Origin of the sequence: Pseudomonas abieticivorans (assembly GCF_023509015.1) — a bacterium.
GTDB classification, from domain to species: Bacteria; Pseudomonadota; Gammaproteobacteria; order Pseudomonadales; family Pseudomonadaceae; genus Aquipseudomonas; species Aquipseudomonas abieticivorans.
Window position 1 is genome coordinate 2,377,405 of the sequence record NZ_CP094975.1, and the last position, 16,451, is coordinate 2,393,855.

At 61.9% G+C, this 16,451-nt stretch carries 13 protein-coding genes; 7 read left to right on the plus strand and 6 right to left on the minus strand.

Annotated elements, in window-relative coordinates; genetic code table 11:
* Positions 1-168: 168 nt before the first annotated feature.
* From L9B60_RS10670 to L9B60_RS10685, 4 genes are all read left to right on the plus strand, one after another.
* The gene (locus L9B60_RS10670; protein ID WP_249678452.1) at positions 169-429 is read left to right on the plus strand and encodes an accessory factor UbiK family protein; all 261 of its coding nucleotides are present in this window, start codon (positions 169-171) and stop codon (positions 427-429) included.
* A 154-nt stretch (positions 430-583) separates the two neighbouring features.
* On the plus strand, positions 584-1,495 hold the full coding sequence (locus tag L9B60_RS10675) for a LysR family transcriptional regulator (protein WP_249678453.1): 912 nt from the start codon (positions 584-586) through the stop codon (positions 1,493-1,495).
* 97 nt (positions 1,496-1,592) lie between these two features.
* Positions 1,593-3,272 (plus strand): methyl-accepting chemotaxis protein CtpM, encoded by a 1,680-nt coding sequence (gene ctpM / locus L9B60_RS30780; protein WP_249678454.1) that lies wholly within the window; start codon positions 1,593-1,595, stop codon positions 3,270-3,272.
* A 102-nt stretch (positions 3,273-3,374) separates the two neighbouring features.
* Positions 3,375-4,868 (plus strand): YifB family Mg chelatase-like AAA ATPase, encoded by a 1,494-nt coding sequence (locus tag L9B60_RS10685; RefSeq protein ID WP_249678455.1) that lies wholly within the window; start codon positions 3,375-3,377, stop codon positions 4,866-4,868.
* Between the two features lie 215 nt (positions 4,869-5,083).
* On the opposite strand, the gene L9B60_RS10690 is transcribed toward L9B60_RS10685, so the two are convergent.
* From L9B60_RS10690 to L9B60_RS10705, 4 genes are all read right to left on the minus strand, one after another.
* On the minus strand, positions 5,084-5,512 hold the full coding sequence (locus L9B60_RS10690) for a hypothetical protein (RefSeq protein WP_249679705.1): 429 nt from the start codon (positions 5,510-5,512) through the stop codon (positions 5,084-5,086).
* 189 nt (positions 5,513-5,701) lie between these two features.
* On the minus strand, positions 5,702-6,916 hold the full coding sequence (locus L9B60_RS10695; protein WP_249678456.1) for an aldose 1-epimerase family protein: 1,215 nt from the start codon (positions 6,914-6,916) through the stop codon (positions 5,702-5,704).
* A 95-nt stretch (positions 6,917-7,011) separates the two neighbouring features.
* A complete protein-coding gene (locus L9B60_RS10700) occupies positions 7,012-8,346 on the minus strand; it encodes an amidase (RefSeq protein ID WP_249678457.1) in 1,335 nt (444 codons plus the stop codon).
* Positions 8,343-9,677, minus strand: a complete 1,335-nt coding sequence (locus L9B60_RS10705) for an MFS transporter (protein ID WP_249678458.1) — start codon at positions 9,675-9,677, stop codon at positions 8,343-8,345. The genes L9B60_RS10700 and L9B60_RS10705 overlap by 4 nt, the downstream gene beginning before the upstream one ends.
* Positions 9,678-9,914: 237 nt before the next feature.
* Here L9B60_RS10705 and L9B60_RS10710 point away from each other — a divergent pair, with 237 nt between their 5' ends.
* Both L9B60_RS10710 and L9B60_RS10715 read left to right on the plus strand, forming a co-directional pair.
* On the plus strand, positions 9,915-10,961 hold the full coding sequence (locus tag L9B60_RS10710; RefSeq protein WP_249678459.1) for a LacI family DNA-binding transcriptional regulator: 1,047 nt from the start codon (positions 9,915-9,917) through the stop codon (positions 10,959-10,961).
* Positions 10,962-11,049: 88 nt separating this feature from the next.
* Positions 11,050-12,480, plus strand: coding sequence for a mechanosensitive ion channel family protein (locus L9B60_RS10715; protein ID WP_249678460.1), 1,431 nt, complete (start codon positions 11,050-11,052; stop codon positions 12,478-12,480).
* 71 nt (positions 12,481-12,551) lie between these two features.
* Here the strand turns inward: L9B60_RS10715 and amaA are convergent, their stop codons facing one another.
* Positions 12,552-13,838 carry an L-pipecolate oxidase gene (gene amaA / locus L9B60_RS10720; protein ID WP_249678461.1) on the minus strand — a complete coding sequence of 429 codons (1,287 nt, stop codon included), beginning with the start codon at positions 13,836-13,838 and terminating at the stop codon, positions 12,552-12,554.
* Positions 13,839-13,878: 40 nt separating this feature from the next.
* Positions 13,879-15,369 (minus strand): L-piperidine-6-carboxylate dehydrogenase, encoded by a 1,491-nt coding sequence (amaB, locus tag L9B60_RS10725; RefSeq protein ID WP_249678462.1) that lies wholly within the window; start codon positions 15,367-15,369, stop codon positions 13,879-13,881.
* A gap of 142 nt (positions 15,370-15,511) precedes the next feature.
* Between amaB and L9B60_RS10730 the strand changes: the two genes are divergently transcribed.
* Positions 15,512-16,396 carry a LysR substrate-binding domain-containing protein gene (locus L9B60_RS10730; protein WP_249678463.1) on the plus strand — a complete coding sequence of 295 codons (885 nt, stop codon included), beginning with the start codon at positions 15,512-15,514 and terminating at the stop codon, positions 16,394-16,396.
* Positions 16,397-16,451 lie beyond the last annotated feature (55 nt).

A 16,451-nucleotide genomic window follows, 5' to 3' on the forward strand; every position in this document is an offset into this window, starting at 1 on the left:
GGCCTGTTGCCAGCAAACTCGGGACTGCAACAGGTTCCTGATCAACGGTTACGCACCAACCCGGTGCGCCCTATTGGGTCGAGCCGCACGAAATGCGTGCAGCCCACGGTCACTGACTATAGACACCTGCGTGATACACTGCCGCCAATCTGATTCAGGAACCTGACCATGCTCGCGCCTAAAGCCTTCCTCGACGCCCTGGGCGACCACGCTACGCGTCTTTTCAGCGGCGACACCGCGCAACCGCGCGCCGAACTCGAGAGCCAGTTCAAGGTGCTGCTGCAAAGTGGCTTCAGCAAACTGGACCTGGTCAGCCGTGAAGAATTCGACAGCCAAATGGTGGTATTGGCCCGCACCCGTGCGCGGCTCGAAACCCTGGAGGCCAAGGTGGCCGAGCTTGAAGCGCGCCTGACGCCCGCCGCCGAGTAAACCCGCTCCTGTGGCAGCACAGCTTGCTGGCGATGGCGCTTTTACTGCCGCCATCGCCAGCAAGCCGTGCCCCCACATAACGCCCCGCCAATCCTGCTAGACGCCACCTCCCCCCCTCCCTACACTCCGGTCAATCACCGAGGGGGCATCGCCGATGAATCGAAACGAGCTGCGCAAGGCCGACATGAACCTCATGGTGGTGTTCGAGACGTTGATGCTCGAACGCAACGTGACGCGAGTCGCCGAGAAGCTGTTCCTCGGCCAACCGACCATCAGCGCTGCTCTCAATCGCTTGCGTACCATGTTCAACGACCCGCTGTTCGTGCGTGTCGGCCATCGCATGGAGCCCACCGCGCGCGCAGAAGAAATTGCTCGACACCTGTCGCCAGCCCTCGACGCACTGTCGGTGGCGATCAGCCTGACCCACGACTTCGACCCCACCAGCAGCACCATGACCTTTCGCATCGGCTTGTCCGACGATGTCGAGTTCGGCCTATTGCCGCCCATGCTGCGAGCCTTGCGCGAAGAAGCGCCCAAAGTGGTATTCGTGGTGCAACACGTCGACTATTGGCGGGTGCCCGACCTGCTCGCCTCCGGTGACATCACCGTGGGCATCAGCCAAACCCGTGGCCTGCCAGCCAACGCCAAGCGTAAATTGCTGCGACGCATCCAGCCCAGGGTGCTGCGCGCCGACAAATCCGATACACCGCTGACCCTCGACGAATACTGCACGCGGCCCCACGTGCTGGTCTCGCACACCGCCAACATCAGCGGCGTGGCCGATGAGTGGCTGGAAGAAATCGGCCGCAAACGCCACGTCGTGCTTTCCGTGCCCCAATTCAGCGCCTTGCCTGCACTGCTGGCCGGCACGGATCTTTTAGCAGGCCTTCCGGACTACACCGCCAAGGCCATGGCCGCTTCCGGGCATCTTTTCGATGAGCCGCTGCCTTTTGATACACCGACGCTGGATTTGTCGATGGTATGGCTGAGCGTAATGGACACCGACCCTGCGGAGCGCTGGCTGCGCTCGCGACTGGAAGCGTTCATGAGCGATTTGCCGCACTGACACCGCGCGCCCTCAACTTACCTCGCCTTGCGCCGACATACTGGCTAGGCAATCGCCTTTGCGTCCCCCTGGCAAATACTCACGAGAGAAAAATAAAATGAGTCTCAGTCTGAAGGGTAAGGTCCTTTCCCTGGCCGTGGTCCCGGTGCTGTTGTTTGCGGCGGTGATCAGCATCAGCACCTACTGGATTTTGCGCCAGCAGGCTGATCAGGAAGTCAGCGACACCCGCGAACGGCTCATCGCCGAATCCCGCGAAACGCTGCATGGCTATGTCGAAGTGGCGCTCAACACCATCAAACCCCTTTACGACGCCGCAGCCGCTGGCGATACCGGGGCGCGTGACCAGGTCGTCAAGCTGCTGTCGAACATCACCTACGGCAAGGACGGCTATTTCTTCGGTTACGATTCTGACACCGTGCGCCTGTTCAAGGGCAACAGCCCCGACGGCGTCGGCAAATCCTTCAAGGACAACCGCGACCCCAACGGCGTGTACGTGAACCGTGAATTGGTACGCGTGGCCAAGGACGGTAGCCATTACGCCCAGTACAGCTCCACTCAGCCGGGCAGTGATGTGCTAGTACCCAAACTGGGCTACACCGAATACCTGCCCAAATGGGACATGGTGGTAGGCACCTCGATCAACCTGGACAACATCGACGCGCTGACTGCCAAGGTGCAGGCCCGCGTTAGCGCCGACATGCAAAAAATGTTGCTGAGCATTCTGGGGATTACCGCCGTGTTGCTGCTGGTCATCGCGTTGGTCGGCTTGGTAATGGCAAACACCATCGTGCGGCCGCTGTTCGCGATCAAGGCCAACCTGGACGACATTGCCGCCGGCGAAGGCGACCTGACCCGCCGCCTGCCGATTACCAGCAAGGATGAGCTGGGCCAATTGGCGCACTCCTTCAACCTGTTCGTCGACAAGATCCACGGACTGGTGCGCCAGATCGCCGAAATGACTAGCCAACTCACCGGCTTGGTGGTTGAAGTGGCCGACCAGGCCCAGCGTTCGGAAAACACCATGGAGCGCCAGCGCCAGGAAACCGATCAGGTGGCCACAGCCATCAACGAGATGTCCTCGGCGGCCCAGGAAGTGGCGAAAAGCGCCCAAGGCGCCGCCGTCGCCGCGCAACAGACAGACGCCGAAGGCCAAAACGCCAAACGCGTGGTGGACGGCAGCATCGCGCAGATCCATGCACTGATCGGCGACATACGCGGCAGTGGCGCCTCGCTGGACAGCCTGCAAGGCGACGTGCAATCGATCGTCAGCGTGCTCGGCGTGATCCGCTCCATCGCTGAGCAAACCAACCTGCTGGCCCTCAACGCGGCCATCGAAGCTGCCCGCGCAGGTGAAGCCGGCCGTGGCTTCGCCGTGGTCGCCGACGAAGTCCGGGCCCTGGCCAGCCGTACCCAACAGAGCACCCAGGAAATCCAGGGCATGATCGACCGCCTGCAAAAAGGCACGCAAACCGCCGTGGACTCCATGCGCCGCTCCAGCGAAGCCGGCGAAGGCACTTCGCAGCGCGCCAACGAAGCCGGCGCCTCGCTGGACATGATCGCCCAACTGATCGGCACCATTAACTCCATGAACGCGCAAATCGCCAGTGCCGCCGAAGAACAGACAGCGGTTGCCGAAGAGATCAACCGCAGCGTGCACCAGATCGCCACGGCCGTGGACAGCATGGCCGATGAAACGCAGCAGAGTGCACAGACCTCGCGCAATCTGGCCGGGCTTGGCCAGCGGCTGGGCGCGCTGGTGGGGCAGTTCAGGATCTAGAGGGCAACATCACGACTCAGACTTTCCTGCCCCAAAAGCCTTAGCGCTCTATCCTCAACACATGCCGCAGGAAGCGGCTCCCCTTGAGTGCATGGAGCAAACATGGCCCTATCCATCGTCCACAGCCGCGCCCAGGTGGGCGTGGGTGCGCCGGCCGTCACGGTTGAGGCGCACCTGGCCAACGGCTTGCCGGCGCTGACCCTGGTCGGCCTGCCGGAAGCCTCGGTGAAAGAAAGCAAAGACCGGGTGCGCAGCGCGATCATCAACTCCGGGCTCAACTTTCCCAACCGGCGTATTACCCTGAACCTGGCCCCTGCCGACCTGCCCAAGGACGGTGGGCGTTTTGACCTGGCCATTGCCTTGGGCATCCTGGCGGCCAGCGGGCAGGTGCCGATTGCTTCGTTGCGGGAGGTGGAGTGCCTGGGTGAACTGGCGCTTTCCGGGGCGGTGCGCTCGGTGCAGGGCGTGTTGCCGGCAGCACTCGCCGCGCGGGAGGCCGGCCGGGCGCTGGTGGTACCCCGGGACAACGCCGAGGAGGCCTGCCTGGCCTCCGGGTTGAGCGTGATCGCCGCGAACAATCTGCAAGAGCTGGTGGCGCACTTCAATGGGCAGCACATCATCGCGCCCTACAGCGCCAACGGCCTGTTGCTGATCAGCAAGCCCTACCCCGACCTGAACGAAGTACAAGGCCAGGTCGCCGCCAAACGCGCGCTGCTGGTGGCCGCGGCCGGCGCCCACAATCTGCTTTTCAGTGGCCCGCCGGGCACCGGCAAAACCCTGCTCGCCAGCCGCCTACCGGGTTTGCTGCCGCCGCTGGTTGAAAAGGAAGCGCTGGAGGTGGCGGCCATCCAATCCGTCGCCAGCCACGTGCCGTTGAAAAACTGGCCGCAGCGGCCCTTCAGGCACCCGCACCACTCAGCATCAGGTGCCGCGCTGGTCGGCGGTGGCAGCCGGCCGCAACCCGGCGAAATCACCCTGGCGCATCATGGCGTGCTGTTTCTCGATGAGCTGCCCGAGTTTGATCGCAAGGTGCTCGAGGTTCTGCGGGAGCCGCTGGAATCCGGCGAGATCGTGATCGCCCGGGCTCGCGACAAAATTCGCTTCCCGGCGCGCTTCCAATTGGTTGCCGCCATGAACCCCTGCCCCTGTGGATATCTCGGTGAACCCAGCGGGCGTTGCAGTTGCAGCACCGACCAGATCGCCCGCTACCGCAACAAACTCAGCGGCCCGCTGCTGGACCGTATCGACCTGCACCTTACCGTCGCCCGGGAAACCACGGCGCTCACCCCGGTAGCACAACCCGGCGACGACACTGCCAGTGCCGCAGCCCGTGTAGCCGAGGCGCGCGACAGGCAGTTGCAACGCCAGGGCTGCGCGAATGCCTTCCTGGACCTGCCGGGCCTCAGGGAACACTGCAAGTTATCCACAGAAGACGAAAAATGGTTGGAGACCGCGTGCGAGCGGCTGACCCTGTCACTGAGGGCGGCGCATCGGTTGTTGAAAGTGGCGCGGACTTTGGCGGATCTGGAGAAGGAGGACCAAATTGGGCGGGGGCATGTGGCGGAGGCGTTGCAGTATCGGCCTTCGGGGCAGTGAGTGGTTAACCTTTAGTAGGAATGGTCTGAGGAGAGTTATTCACACCGTGCAGGAAACTTCCGATTTTCTGTAACTGCCTTGTCTAGTTAGGATTTCAGCCCTTCCGTGGGGGTACATCGAAGACACACTGGATCCGGGTTACCTATTGTGCTGCCCTTCTGAACCATTGTACCCAAGCCCCCGACAAGGCCAGAACCTTGCCGGGGAGGCCGCCTTTAGCGGATGCTGCGGATGTTGCCCTTGTTGCCTTTGACCGTTACATCCACCTTCTTGAAGATGAAGTAGTTTTGCTCGGTCACTTCATAACGCGGTGCCACGATCAGGTCGGCGCCCGAAGCCTTGACAGCCTTGTAGGCTGCGGCGGATTTAACGGCGCTGACCGGGTCCAACATGCTCAGGCCGCCGCCGGTGCCGCCACCGTAGGCCACGCCATCGGCGAACTGGGTGTCACCGCCGAACTTCAGGAAACCAAACAGGATGTTCACCGAAGACTGGCCGGTGATGCTTTCGCCCACGGCGACGTCAGCCTTCAGGTCGGCTTTGACGCTGCTGTCGATCGGGGCCGATGGCTGGCTGGCGTTATAGCTGACGCAGCCGCTGGCAGTGGCGATGAGGGTCGAGAGAGCGGCACACTTGAGGAACATGTTCACGAAGTACTTCCTTGCTACAGATAAGGATTGGCTGTATCTCAATGCGGATACGTAACCCCATGTTTTCATGGGGTAGCGGACCTTACTGCAGCGGCTGTTCGCGTTCATATCAGAGCGTTCAGCGTGCCGCGTAGGAAGATTCTGGTGATGAATTGCTTCCTCACCAGACGCGTGAAGCGGCCTTTATTCCTTGCTCAAATCAACCAGCGGCTCCTTGCGCACTTCTGTGGCCCTACCCGCCTGAACGGTTTCCACCTGCTTGAGCGACTTATCCACAGCCGCCTTGTCTGCCAGCAGGCTGTAGCTGATCTGGAACTGGCGCTGCTCCTTGGGCCCAATGGTGGGCACCAGGTTCAGTGGCCGTTGGTAGTGACGGTTGTAGGAGAAGCTGGTGCCCGGCTCAAGGCCCGTGACATAGCCCTGGCCGTGGGTGTCGGTGTTTTTCCACAGGGAGAACACCGGCAATTGCTGGGTGTTGAAGCCGACGGCCACGCCCAGGCTACCGGCCTTGTTATGCAGCACGGCGAGGGTCTGGCCCTTGGCGTCGGCGTAGGGCACTACGTTGTAGACGGTTTCGTCGTAGTCGGGTGTAGGCGCGCGGTAGGTTTGCCAATCAGCGAGGTCGCCCTTGGCTTTTTCGTTGAACGGCGACACCTGCTTCACCGGTATCGCGACCTTGGCGCCCTGCTCCAGGAACGGGGTGCTGAAGTTGCTGTGGTACAGCGCCTGATATTCCTTGGGGTAATCGCCGTTGTTGGTCAGCGTGTCGTTGAGGGCAAACTGGGCGGTACCGGGTTCGGTGACCAGTTCGGTTTGCACGTCGAAATCGACTTTCTTGAACGCCTGCTCCTTGAGCTCGCCCTTTAGGTGGATGGCGTAAGGCGGTTGCTCGTCAATGTGCAGGGTGACCTTGCTGGCCGGGATGTTGGCAGCGCGACCGTGCAGGGTCAGCAGTTCGCCGTTGTCCATGCCGGGGTGGCCGACCCATTCGTAGCCGCAGCGTGCGACCATCTCGTTGAAGCCTTCCAACCAGCCCAGGCCGCCGCGGCCATTGAGCTCGATAAACGCGGGGTTCACGACCTCTTGCACGGGCGAATCCCAGCCCATGCGCACATCGCCCACCGAGGCGTGCAATACGTTCATGCCACGGGTGGGCACCACCGAGACTTTTAGCGTGCCGTTGTCGATATCGATCACGCTCACGCCTTCCTGACGGCCACCATGCAGGGTGCGCATCGTCACGGAAAACGGCTTGGCAGTTTTCACACCCAACTGCTGGCTGGTGATTTGCTGGTTTTGTGCAGGCTTGTCGCTGTCGAGCAGCACATAGTCCCACGCCAGGGCGTGGGAAGCGGTGGCAAGGGTGCTCAAGCCGATCAGCAGGCGAAGGGATTTCATGAAGTAGTCCTTATTGGAATTATTGACTGCGCTGTTAGTGAATCGTTTCAGCTAACAGCCAGTCTAGCCTGCTTCCAATAATTTGTAAGTGCTTGCTACACCCTGCTCAACAACCAGCCATCGCGTCCACGTGCGGCAATCACCTGCAAGCCAATGGGCATGCCGTTCACACATCCTGCCGGCAAGCTGATGGCCGGCAAACCGGTGACGTTCCAGGCACTGGTCAGGCTCAGCACCGCGCTGCGTACCGGTTCTGCCCGCCCCTGCACAATGACGTCGCGCTGATCCAGTTGCGGCGCAGTGATGGGCAGCGTTGGCATCACCAACACGTCGTAGTGCTCGAACAGCGCCGCCATGTCGACAACCAACTGCGCCTGGTCGCGAACAGCGCGAATGTATTCCCAGCCGCGGACCTCTGCAGACAGGTGCAAGCGCTCACGCACTTCTGGGTCAAAAAGCTCCGGGGCTTGGCGGATTCGCTCGGCATGCACCTCATAAGCCTCGGCTCGCTGCAAGGCCGTCATGCTTGATTGCAAGCGCGGCACCAGCGCTTCGATTTCGCTGACCATCGCCGGCGCTTGCCCAAAGTGCGCCACAGCCTGGCGCCAAACCGCATCACGAACCGCCGCATCGATGGGCCCAAATACCTCGGGGGGCACCCAACCAACCCGCAAGGGCTCAACGCTTGAATCGGGCAAAGCCTGCGTATCGCTGAGCACCCGGAACAACAGTGCGGCATCTGCCACGTTGTTCGCGATGGGCCCCACATGGTCCAGGCTGCTCGCCAGGGCAAACACACCGTCCACCGGTACAGCGCCGAAACTCGGCTTGAAGCCCACGGCGCCGCAAAAGGCCGAGGGGATCCTGATAGACCCGCCGGTGTCAGTGCCCACCGCCAGCGGTACCATGCCCGCCGCCACCGCGCAGGCACTGCCGGCACTCGAACCACCGGTCATGGCAGTGCTATCCCACGGGTTTCGCGCGGCGCCCTGCAACGAGCGATCGCCGGTGGGCCCGTACGCAAATTCATGGGTCAGGGTCTTGCCCACGATGATCGCCCCTGCCTCGCGCAGGCGCGTCACACACAGCGCGTCGCGCTCAGGCTGATGGCCGGCAAAGTGTGCGGAGCCATAAGTAGTGGGCATGTCGGCGGTGTCGATATTGTCTTTCACGGCCACCGGAATGCCATGCAGGGGCCCGGCATCCCGGCCGTGGGCCAATGCCAGGTCGGCGGCCGCCGCGTTGCGCAAGGCGCCTTCGGCATCCACGTGCACAAAGGCGTTCAACCTGGGGTTCAAGCGCGCGATGCTGTCCAGCGCAGCCTGAACCAAGCGTACACAACTTGTCTCGCCTGCTCGCAGGCGGCGCCCCAAGTCTGCCACGTCAGTGTTGACGAAGAAGCCTGCATCCATGGGTAGAGATGTATTCATACGGCTTGCTCATTCAAATGGGCTTTAGGACCTGGCACCTGGCGCACACCCGGTCGAACCATCAGCATCGCGGCCATGCCAATAGCGGTGGCCACTGCAGCAGCGACGAACATCGAGGAATAGCCGTAATGCACGGTCAGATAACCGGTCAGAGTGGGCGCGATAAAAGAGGCGGTGTTGGCAATGAAATGGGTCAGGCCGCTGTAGGTGCCGGTGCGATTGGCCGGCGAGCTGTCGATGATCACAGCCCAGTAAACCGAGTTGGGCAGCGAGTTCAGCGCGTTGGCCAGGGTCATCAAGGCAATCACGCCCCAGATGGTCTGTGCCTGCGACACCAGGATGAAGCACAACGTGGTCAGCAGCAGGCAGCTCGCGGCCAACCAGCTGCGCGCCACCACCAGACTGCCGGTACGTCGCAGCAACTTGTCTGACAGACGGCCGCCCAGTAGTACCGTGAAACAGGCACCGGTCCAGGGGATCATGCCCATGTACCAAAGGGACGACAGGTTGTACTGGAACTGGTCCTGCAGGTACTTGGGCGTCCAGCTCAACAGCAGGAACGTCACGTACACGAACGAAAAGTAACCGATGGCATTGAGTACCAGGTTACGGTTCTGGAAAAAGCTCCACCACGGCAGCACGTCGGTCGATTCGACCTGCTTGGCCTCCCCCCGCTCAGCGCGCAAATAGGCAAGCTCCTCAGGGCTGACACGCGGGTTCTGATCGGGCCGGTCGGTGAAGCGGCGCATGAAAAACAACAGCAGCGCCAGGCTGGCTACCCCCAGGATGACGAACATGCTGCGCCAGTCACCAGTGAGTGTTTGCAAGCCGACGGCGATCGGTGCGGTCAATAGCGCACCCAATGGCGTGCTGAGCAACCCCACGGACACGACGAACCCGCGCTCCTTGGGCGTCGCCCAATTGGCCACGCTTTTGTTGATGACCGAGTACGCCGGCCCTTCGGCAAACCCGAACAGGATGCGAATAGTGGCAAAGCCTGCGATAGCCGACCCACCCAACATGGCCAAGCCAAAGTCGCCAGCAAATGCGGTAGCGATTTCAAACAGCGACCAGGTGGCCCCGGCGATGAACCAGACCTTGCGCGGGCCGAAGCGGTCGGCCAGCACACCCCCGCACAGCGCGCCAAGGATGTAGCCATAACCGAAATAGCCTAGCACCGAACCCCAGGCGCCCTTGTCGAAGCCGTATTCGGCAGTGACGCTGGCGGCGGCATAGGCAATCGCACCCCGGTCGATGTAGTTGAGCAAGGCCATCAACATGATCAGGAAAAAGATGTAGTAGCGGTAACGCGCAACGGATGAGCTCTTCATGGCGACCCTCAGAATGCAGAATTTTGGCAGAGGAATGGCTGGGCCCAAGGGAACCAACCTAGCGTTATTGTTATTTTTGGCGTCTTTTGAAGAACAAACCCAAACGTTTGGGTTAACCGAATCTAAAAGCCCAATCCAATTTAGTCAATCGTTTGGGTAGACGAAAATTCATTTAGATTCGGCGACTGTCGGAAAAAGTGCGAAAATCACCGTTTTACTGCCAATCGAATCTCGCGCATGGCCAGCAGCAACCGCCCCGTCACCCTCAAATCCATGGCCGCGACCTTGAGCGTGGATATTTCCACCGTGTCGCGGGTGCTCAATGGCGATGCGAAAATGGCCAGCAAGGCGGCCTCAGCCGAGGTGGTGCAACGCATTCGCCAGTTGGCCGAGGAGCTGGACTATCGCCCCAATGCCCAGGCCGCCAGCCTGAAAACCCGGCGCAGCAAAGAGTTGGGGGTGCTGATGCCAAAACTCTCCGACCTGGTAATGGCAACTATCTACGAGGGCATTGACGAGGCGGCGGACGAAGCCGGCTATGTCACATTCGTGTCCAATACCGTCGACAACCCGTCCCGCCAGCAGGAGCGCGCCGAACGTGCATTGCGCCATCAAGTGGCGGGCCTGCTGATCAGCGACTCCCACGTGGGAAGCGAGCAACCGCTGCTGGACAAGCTGGCCGGGAAAAATATCCCCTACGTGTTGGTGTGCCGCACCCACCCGGAGCATTTGAGCGTAGGCTGCGACGACGTGCTGGGGGGCCGGCTGGTCGCGCAGCATCTGTTCGAGTCAGGGCACCGCCATGTCGCGGTATTGGCCGGTGAACGCCACGCCTCCACGGGTGTAGACCGCACGCGCGGGTTCGTGGAGTTCTACCGCGAGCAAGGCTGCGAGATTGCCCCCGAGCTGATCCTGCCGGGGGCTTTCGATACGTTGGCGGGCCGCGATGCGGGCGAACACCTGCTGCGCAGCCATCAGGCACAAGGTCGCGCATTGCCCACGGCGATTTTCGCCGTCAACGATTTCCTCGCCATCGGCCTGATGGGCGCCCTACGCGATCACGGGCTGGAAGTTGGTCGTGACATTGCCGTAGTCGGCTACAACGACACGCCCTTGGCCGCGCAGTTGCCCATCGCCTTGAGCAGCATCGCCGTGCCCATGCGCCAGATGGGCCGCGAGGCCGTGCATATGCTGATGGCGCGCCTGGCCGGCAAACCGGTGCAGTCAATCCTCTACAAACCGGTGCTGCATGTGCGCGCCAGCAGTGCCAAGCGCATTGGCTGACAGCAATACTTCTCTCTGCCCCTTGTAACGGCTGCGCTTTGCCTAGAATCTGAGCATCGTCGGCGCAGCGCCGCCCTTGGAGCGCGTCATGTTCAGCCTCATTGACAACCATCCCTTGCTGGTCGGCACCGCCTTTTTGTTGCTGGACATCGCGGTCTGGCATGGCGTGCCGCCCGAGCAACGCGTTGCCCGCTTGCTGGCGCGCATCAGCGCTTTTGTGTTGTTCAGCTGGGTACTGATTTCGGCTGGCCTGAGCCCGCTGCAACCGGCACCCTGGCCCGATGACCTGGCGCTTAACCTGATGGCGACGATCCTCGAGATCATCTGGTGGTTGTTTGCCGCACGCTTGCTCACGGTGGTCATCGGCACCCTGCTTATCCAGCGCAACGGCCACACCGGCCGGCTATTGCAGGATGTGATCGGGGCGGCGATCTTCCTGGTCGCCATCGTCGGGGCGGCCGCCTATGTGATGCAACTGCCGGTCAAGGGCCTGCTGGCCACGTCCGGGGCGATGGCGATCGTGGTCGGCCTGGCGCTGCAAAGCACGCTCAGTGACGTGTTCTCCGGGATCGTGCTCAACACCACCAAGCCCTACCAGATCGATGACTGGATTTCGATTGATGGAACCGAAGGCAAGGTCATCGACATCGACTGGCGCGCCACCCGCCTGCTGACCAGCCAAAGCAGCCTGGTGGTGATCCCCAATTCGGTGGCGGCCAAGGCCAAGATCATCAACCTGAGCCGCCCGGCAAACGTGCATGGCGTCAGCATCCTGATCCAGGTGCCCACCCAGGTTCGCCCGCAGCGGGTACTCGACGCCTTGGACAGGGCCCTGCAAGGCACCTCGGCGTTGATGATTTCACCGCGCCCGAAGGTGTCGGTAAAAAGCGCCAGCGTTGAGTTCATGGAGTACGAGGCCTGCGGCTTCATCAACACCATGGAGAACAAGGGCGAGGTCCGCAACCTGCTGTTCGACCTGGCCCATCGGCACCTGGAAGCCGCAGGCGTGGTGTGGAACAGCGACATCGCCAACCAGCCGTGGACACGTCAACGCACCTTGCTCGAAGAGGTAAAGGTATTCCGCTCGCTGAGCAGTGAAGACAAGGACCAACTGAGCCTGAAGATGCTGCCGGTGGAGTACCCGGCGGGCCAGGTGATACTGGCCTTGGGCGCGGTTTCCGAGCATTTGCTGATCATTGGCACTGGCGTGGTATCGGCACTCATCCCCAGCAACGGCGCCCTGGTGGAGGCCGGCAGGATGGGCCCGGGGGAGATCATGGGCGAAGAGAACATCATCACCGAAGGCACTTCGGAGGCGGAGTTCCGCACCCTCACCACCTGCATTCTGTTCCGTATCGACAAGGAAGCGATTCGCGCCGGGGTAGAGCAGCGCAGCGAAGTCAAAGCAGCGCTGACCAAGTTGCAGCACTACCGGCAGCGGGCGAGCCAGTCGTTGTTACTGCAAAAACCCGCAGAGATAAAGCGCGGCGGGTTTCTCAATTGGCTGCACAAAAAATAGCGGCGCTTGCCTCGCGAATAAATTCGCCCCTGCACAACCCGTGTAGAAGCGGATTTATCCGCGAAGGGATTTCAAAGTACCACCCGCAAGCACTGCCCCGCGTGATACAGCGAAAAGCCCGTCTCGTAAAACCCCGTACGCAACGCCGAGCCCGATACCGGCTTGTTCGGTGAGAACGGTATCGGCAAACCATCACGCGAATCAGTGAGCAGGTAATCCGCCAGCGCCTTGCCGATCACTGTACCCGTGGTATTGCCGCGTCCGTTGTAGCCGGTCACCGAAACGATCCCGGGTGCCGGCTCGAACAGGCGCATCAAGTGGTCTGGGGTAAAGTCGATGCAGCCGGTCCAGTGCATCTCCCACTCAACCTTGCCCAGTTTCGGGAAGTAATGGCTCTGGATGCGGTCGGCCCAACTGCGCACGAACCACGCCGGTTTGTTATCGAGCCGGCCCAGGCTGCCCAGCAACAAACGCCCGGCATCGTCACGGCGGATGCTGCTGAGCACCGTGCGGGTATCCCAGGAGCCTTGGCCGTGCCTGAGCACATCATCTGCGCCAGCACCACTGAGTGGCTTGGAGGCCACCTGATAGTAGTAACCACGGAAAAAATTGCGCTGCAGGTCGGTCCAGTCGCCCTCGGTGTACGCGCCTGTTGAAATCACCACTTTCTGCGCGCTGACCGCGCCCTTGGCGGTTTTTACCAACCAGCCATCGCCGTCGCGTTGCAACCCCTGCACCGGCGAATGCTGGAACAATTGCCCGCCCAGGCGCACCACGGCCGCTGCCAACCCTTGGGTATACGCCATGGGGTTGATGGTGCCGGCGCGATGGTCGAGCAAGGCCGCAGCGATCTTGTCGGTTCCGCAGTACTCCTCGCAGCGTGCACCGTCGAGCAGCTCTACATGAGCGCCGCGCCGACTCCACTGCTCGTGACGGGCTTGCAGGTCGGTCACCCCGGCGGTGTTGTGAGCCATGTGCAGCGTGCCTTGGTTATGCGCCTGGCACTGGATGCCCAGGCGCTCAGCCAAGGCGAACACCGCCGCCGGGGCCTCGCCCAGCAGGGTATTCAAGCGGCTGCCTTGCTTGACGCCCAACGTGGCTTCGACATCATCGGGGCGGATCCAGGTACCGGCGTTCACCAGCCCCACGTTGCGCCCCGAACCACCATGGCCCACTTGATGCGACTCCAGCACGACCACGCGCTTGCCCTGCTCGAGCAACTGCAGGGCGGCGCACAAGCCGGTGATGCCGCCGCCGATCACGCAGGCATCGGCACTGATTGAACTGGCCAATGCCGCCGCCGAAGACGGCTGCGGCGTAAGGTGTTCCCAAAGACATTCCTGACGCAATTGAGTCATGACTACAACCTTGCCAAACCAGAGGGAAGTGGGTGGAACCTCAGTCGAAGACGATGCCCTGGGCCAGCGGCAGTTCGCGGGAATAGTTGACGGTGTTGGTCTGCCGGCGCATGTAGGCCTTCCAGGCGTCGGAGCCCGACTCACGGCCACCACCGGTTTCCTTCTCGCCGCCGAATGCGCCGCCGATCTCGGCACCGCTGGTGCCTATGTTGACGTTGGCAATGCCACAGTCGCTGCCCGATGCACTTTGGAAGCGCTCGGCTTCGCGCAGGTCGGTGGTGAAGATGCACGATGACAAACCTTGCGGCACTTCGTTGTTCAGGCGCAGGGCGTCTTCAAACTCGTCGTAGGCCATGATGTACAGGATCGGCGCGAAGGTCTCGTGGCGAACCACCTCGGTCTGGCCCGGCATTTGGGCGATGGCTGGGGTCACGTAGTAGGCATTCGGGTACTGGTCCTGCAATTGGCGCTCGCCGCCAAACACCTCGCCGCCTTCGTCACGGGCTTTGCCCAATGCGCCTTGCATGGCATCGAAAGAGGCCTTGTCGATCAGCGGGCCGACCAGGTTGTCCTTGCGTGGGTCGCCGATGCGCACCTTGGCATAGGCGGCCTTGACGCGTGCCACCACCTCATCCTTGATCGAGCTGTGCACGATCACCCGGCGCAGGGTGGTGCAGCGCTGCCCGGCAGTGCCCACGGCACTGAACAGAATGCCGCGCACGGCCAGGTCCAGGTCGGCGCTTGGCGCAAGGATCATGGCGTTGTTGCCGCCCAGCTCCAGAATGCTGCGGCCAAAGCGTGCGGCGACGCGTGGGCCGACCTCCCGGCCCATGCGCGTGCTGCCGGTGGCACTGACCAGTGGCACCCGCGGGTCATCGACCAGGGCTTCGCCGGCTTCGCGATCACCAATGATCAGTTGGCACAGCCCTTGTGGGGCCTCGCCGAATTTCTTCAGGGCTTTCTCGAACAGCGCCTGGCAGGCCAGGGCAGTCAACGGGGTCTTCTCCGAGGGCTTCCACAACACGGCGTTACCGCACACCAGCGCCAGCGTGGTGTTCCACGCCCACACGGCCACCGGGAAGTTAAACGCGCTGATCACCCCGACCACGCCCAGCGGGTGCCAGGACTCACGCATGTGGTGGCCCGGGCGCTCGGAAGCAATGGTCAAACCATAAAGCTGGCGGGACAGGCCGACCGCGAAGTCGCAGATGTCGATCATTTCCTGCACTTCGCCCAGCCCTTCCTGGGTGATCTTGCCGGCTTCCACCGAAACCAGCTCGCCCAATTGCGCTTTGTGCTCACGCAGCACTTCGCCAAACAGGCGCACCAACTCACCGCGGCGCGGCGCCGGCACGTCGCGCCAGGCCAGGAAGGCTTGCTGGGCGACGTCGATCTTGCCCAGCACCTGGGTTTTCGATTCCAGGGTAACCGAGGCAATCTGGCTGCCATCGATGGGGGTATGAACGGGATGGTTGCCGTGGGTATAGGCGTTAGCCGGGACACCCAGGCCTTGAAGCAGTCCATCAACCATTTTCTTCTCCTGCATACGATGAGTGGTTGTATTCGTTGAGTGGGATCAGTATTAATCCGCAGCCTCTTGCGCTACAAACGACCTTTATTCGCCACATCATTCCCGCTGGTAATGATGTGCTTAGCTTTCCAGCGAGAACGACATGTCCAAACGCCTCGTGCCTTCGATGACCGCCCTGCAGTGTTTCGAGGCCGCCGCCCGGCACTTGAGTTTTACTCGCGCGGCCGAAGAATTGCACCTGACGCAGAGCGCCGTCAGCAAACAAGTGGCACAACTGGAGGAGATGCTGCGCCACCACCTGTTCTTGCGCATTCGCCGGCGTCTACAGTTGACCCCGGCAGGCTCGCTGTACCTGGCCGAAGTGCACAAGATCCTGACCCAGGTCGACATGTCCAGCCGCTACATCCTGTCTTACGGCCAGGAAACCGAAGTGCTGACCGTGGTCACGCAACCGAGCTTCGGCGTGGGCTGGCTGATCCCGCACCTGAAGGGCTTTGGCAAGGCGCACCCAAATATCCATCTGGATATCCGCAACGAGCTGGAACCGTTCGCCGTGCTACAAGCCAAGGCCGACGTGGTGTTTTTCTTCGGCCAGGGCACTTGGCCCGGGGCGACCTGTATCGAGCTGTTCGGCGAAGAAGTGATCCCGGTTTGCGCGCCCGAACTGCTCGACGGCAAAAACTTGCTCAGCGCCGAAGAGCTGTCGCACCTGGTGCTGATGCAAAGCACCTCGCGCCCCGAAGCCTGGCACGAATGGTTTCTGGAGCAGGGCCTGCACTCGGCCAACAGCTACCACGGACCACGCTTCGATACCTTCTACATGTGCTTGAGTGCGGCGCAGGCAGGCTGCGGCGTGGCGCTGGTGCCGCGCTACCTGGTCGAGCAGGACTTGCGCGAAGGCAAACTGGTAGTGCCCTGGGCCCACGCGATGCGCAGCAATGGCGCGCACCACCTGGCATTTCCCGAGCATTCGGCGGAGGTGCCCAAGGTGAGGGCCTTGGTGGGGTGGATTCAAGCGCAGTTGTAGGGGCGGCGGGTCGCAACCTGGCGGAATGACCCAAGCACTTTTTTTCGCTTGCGCA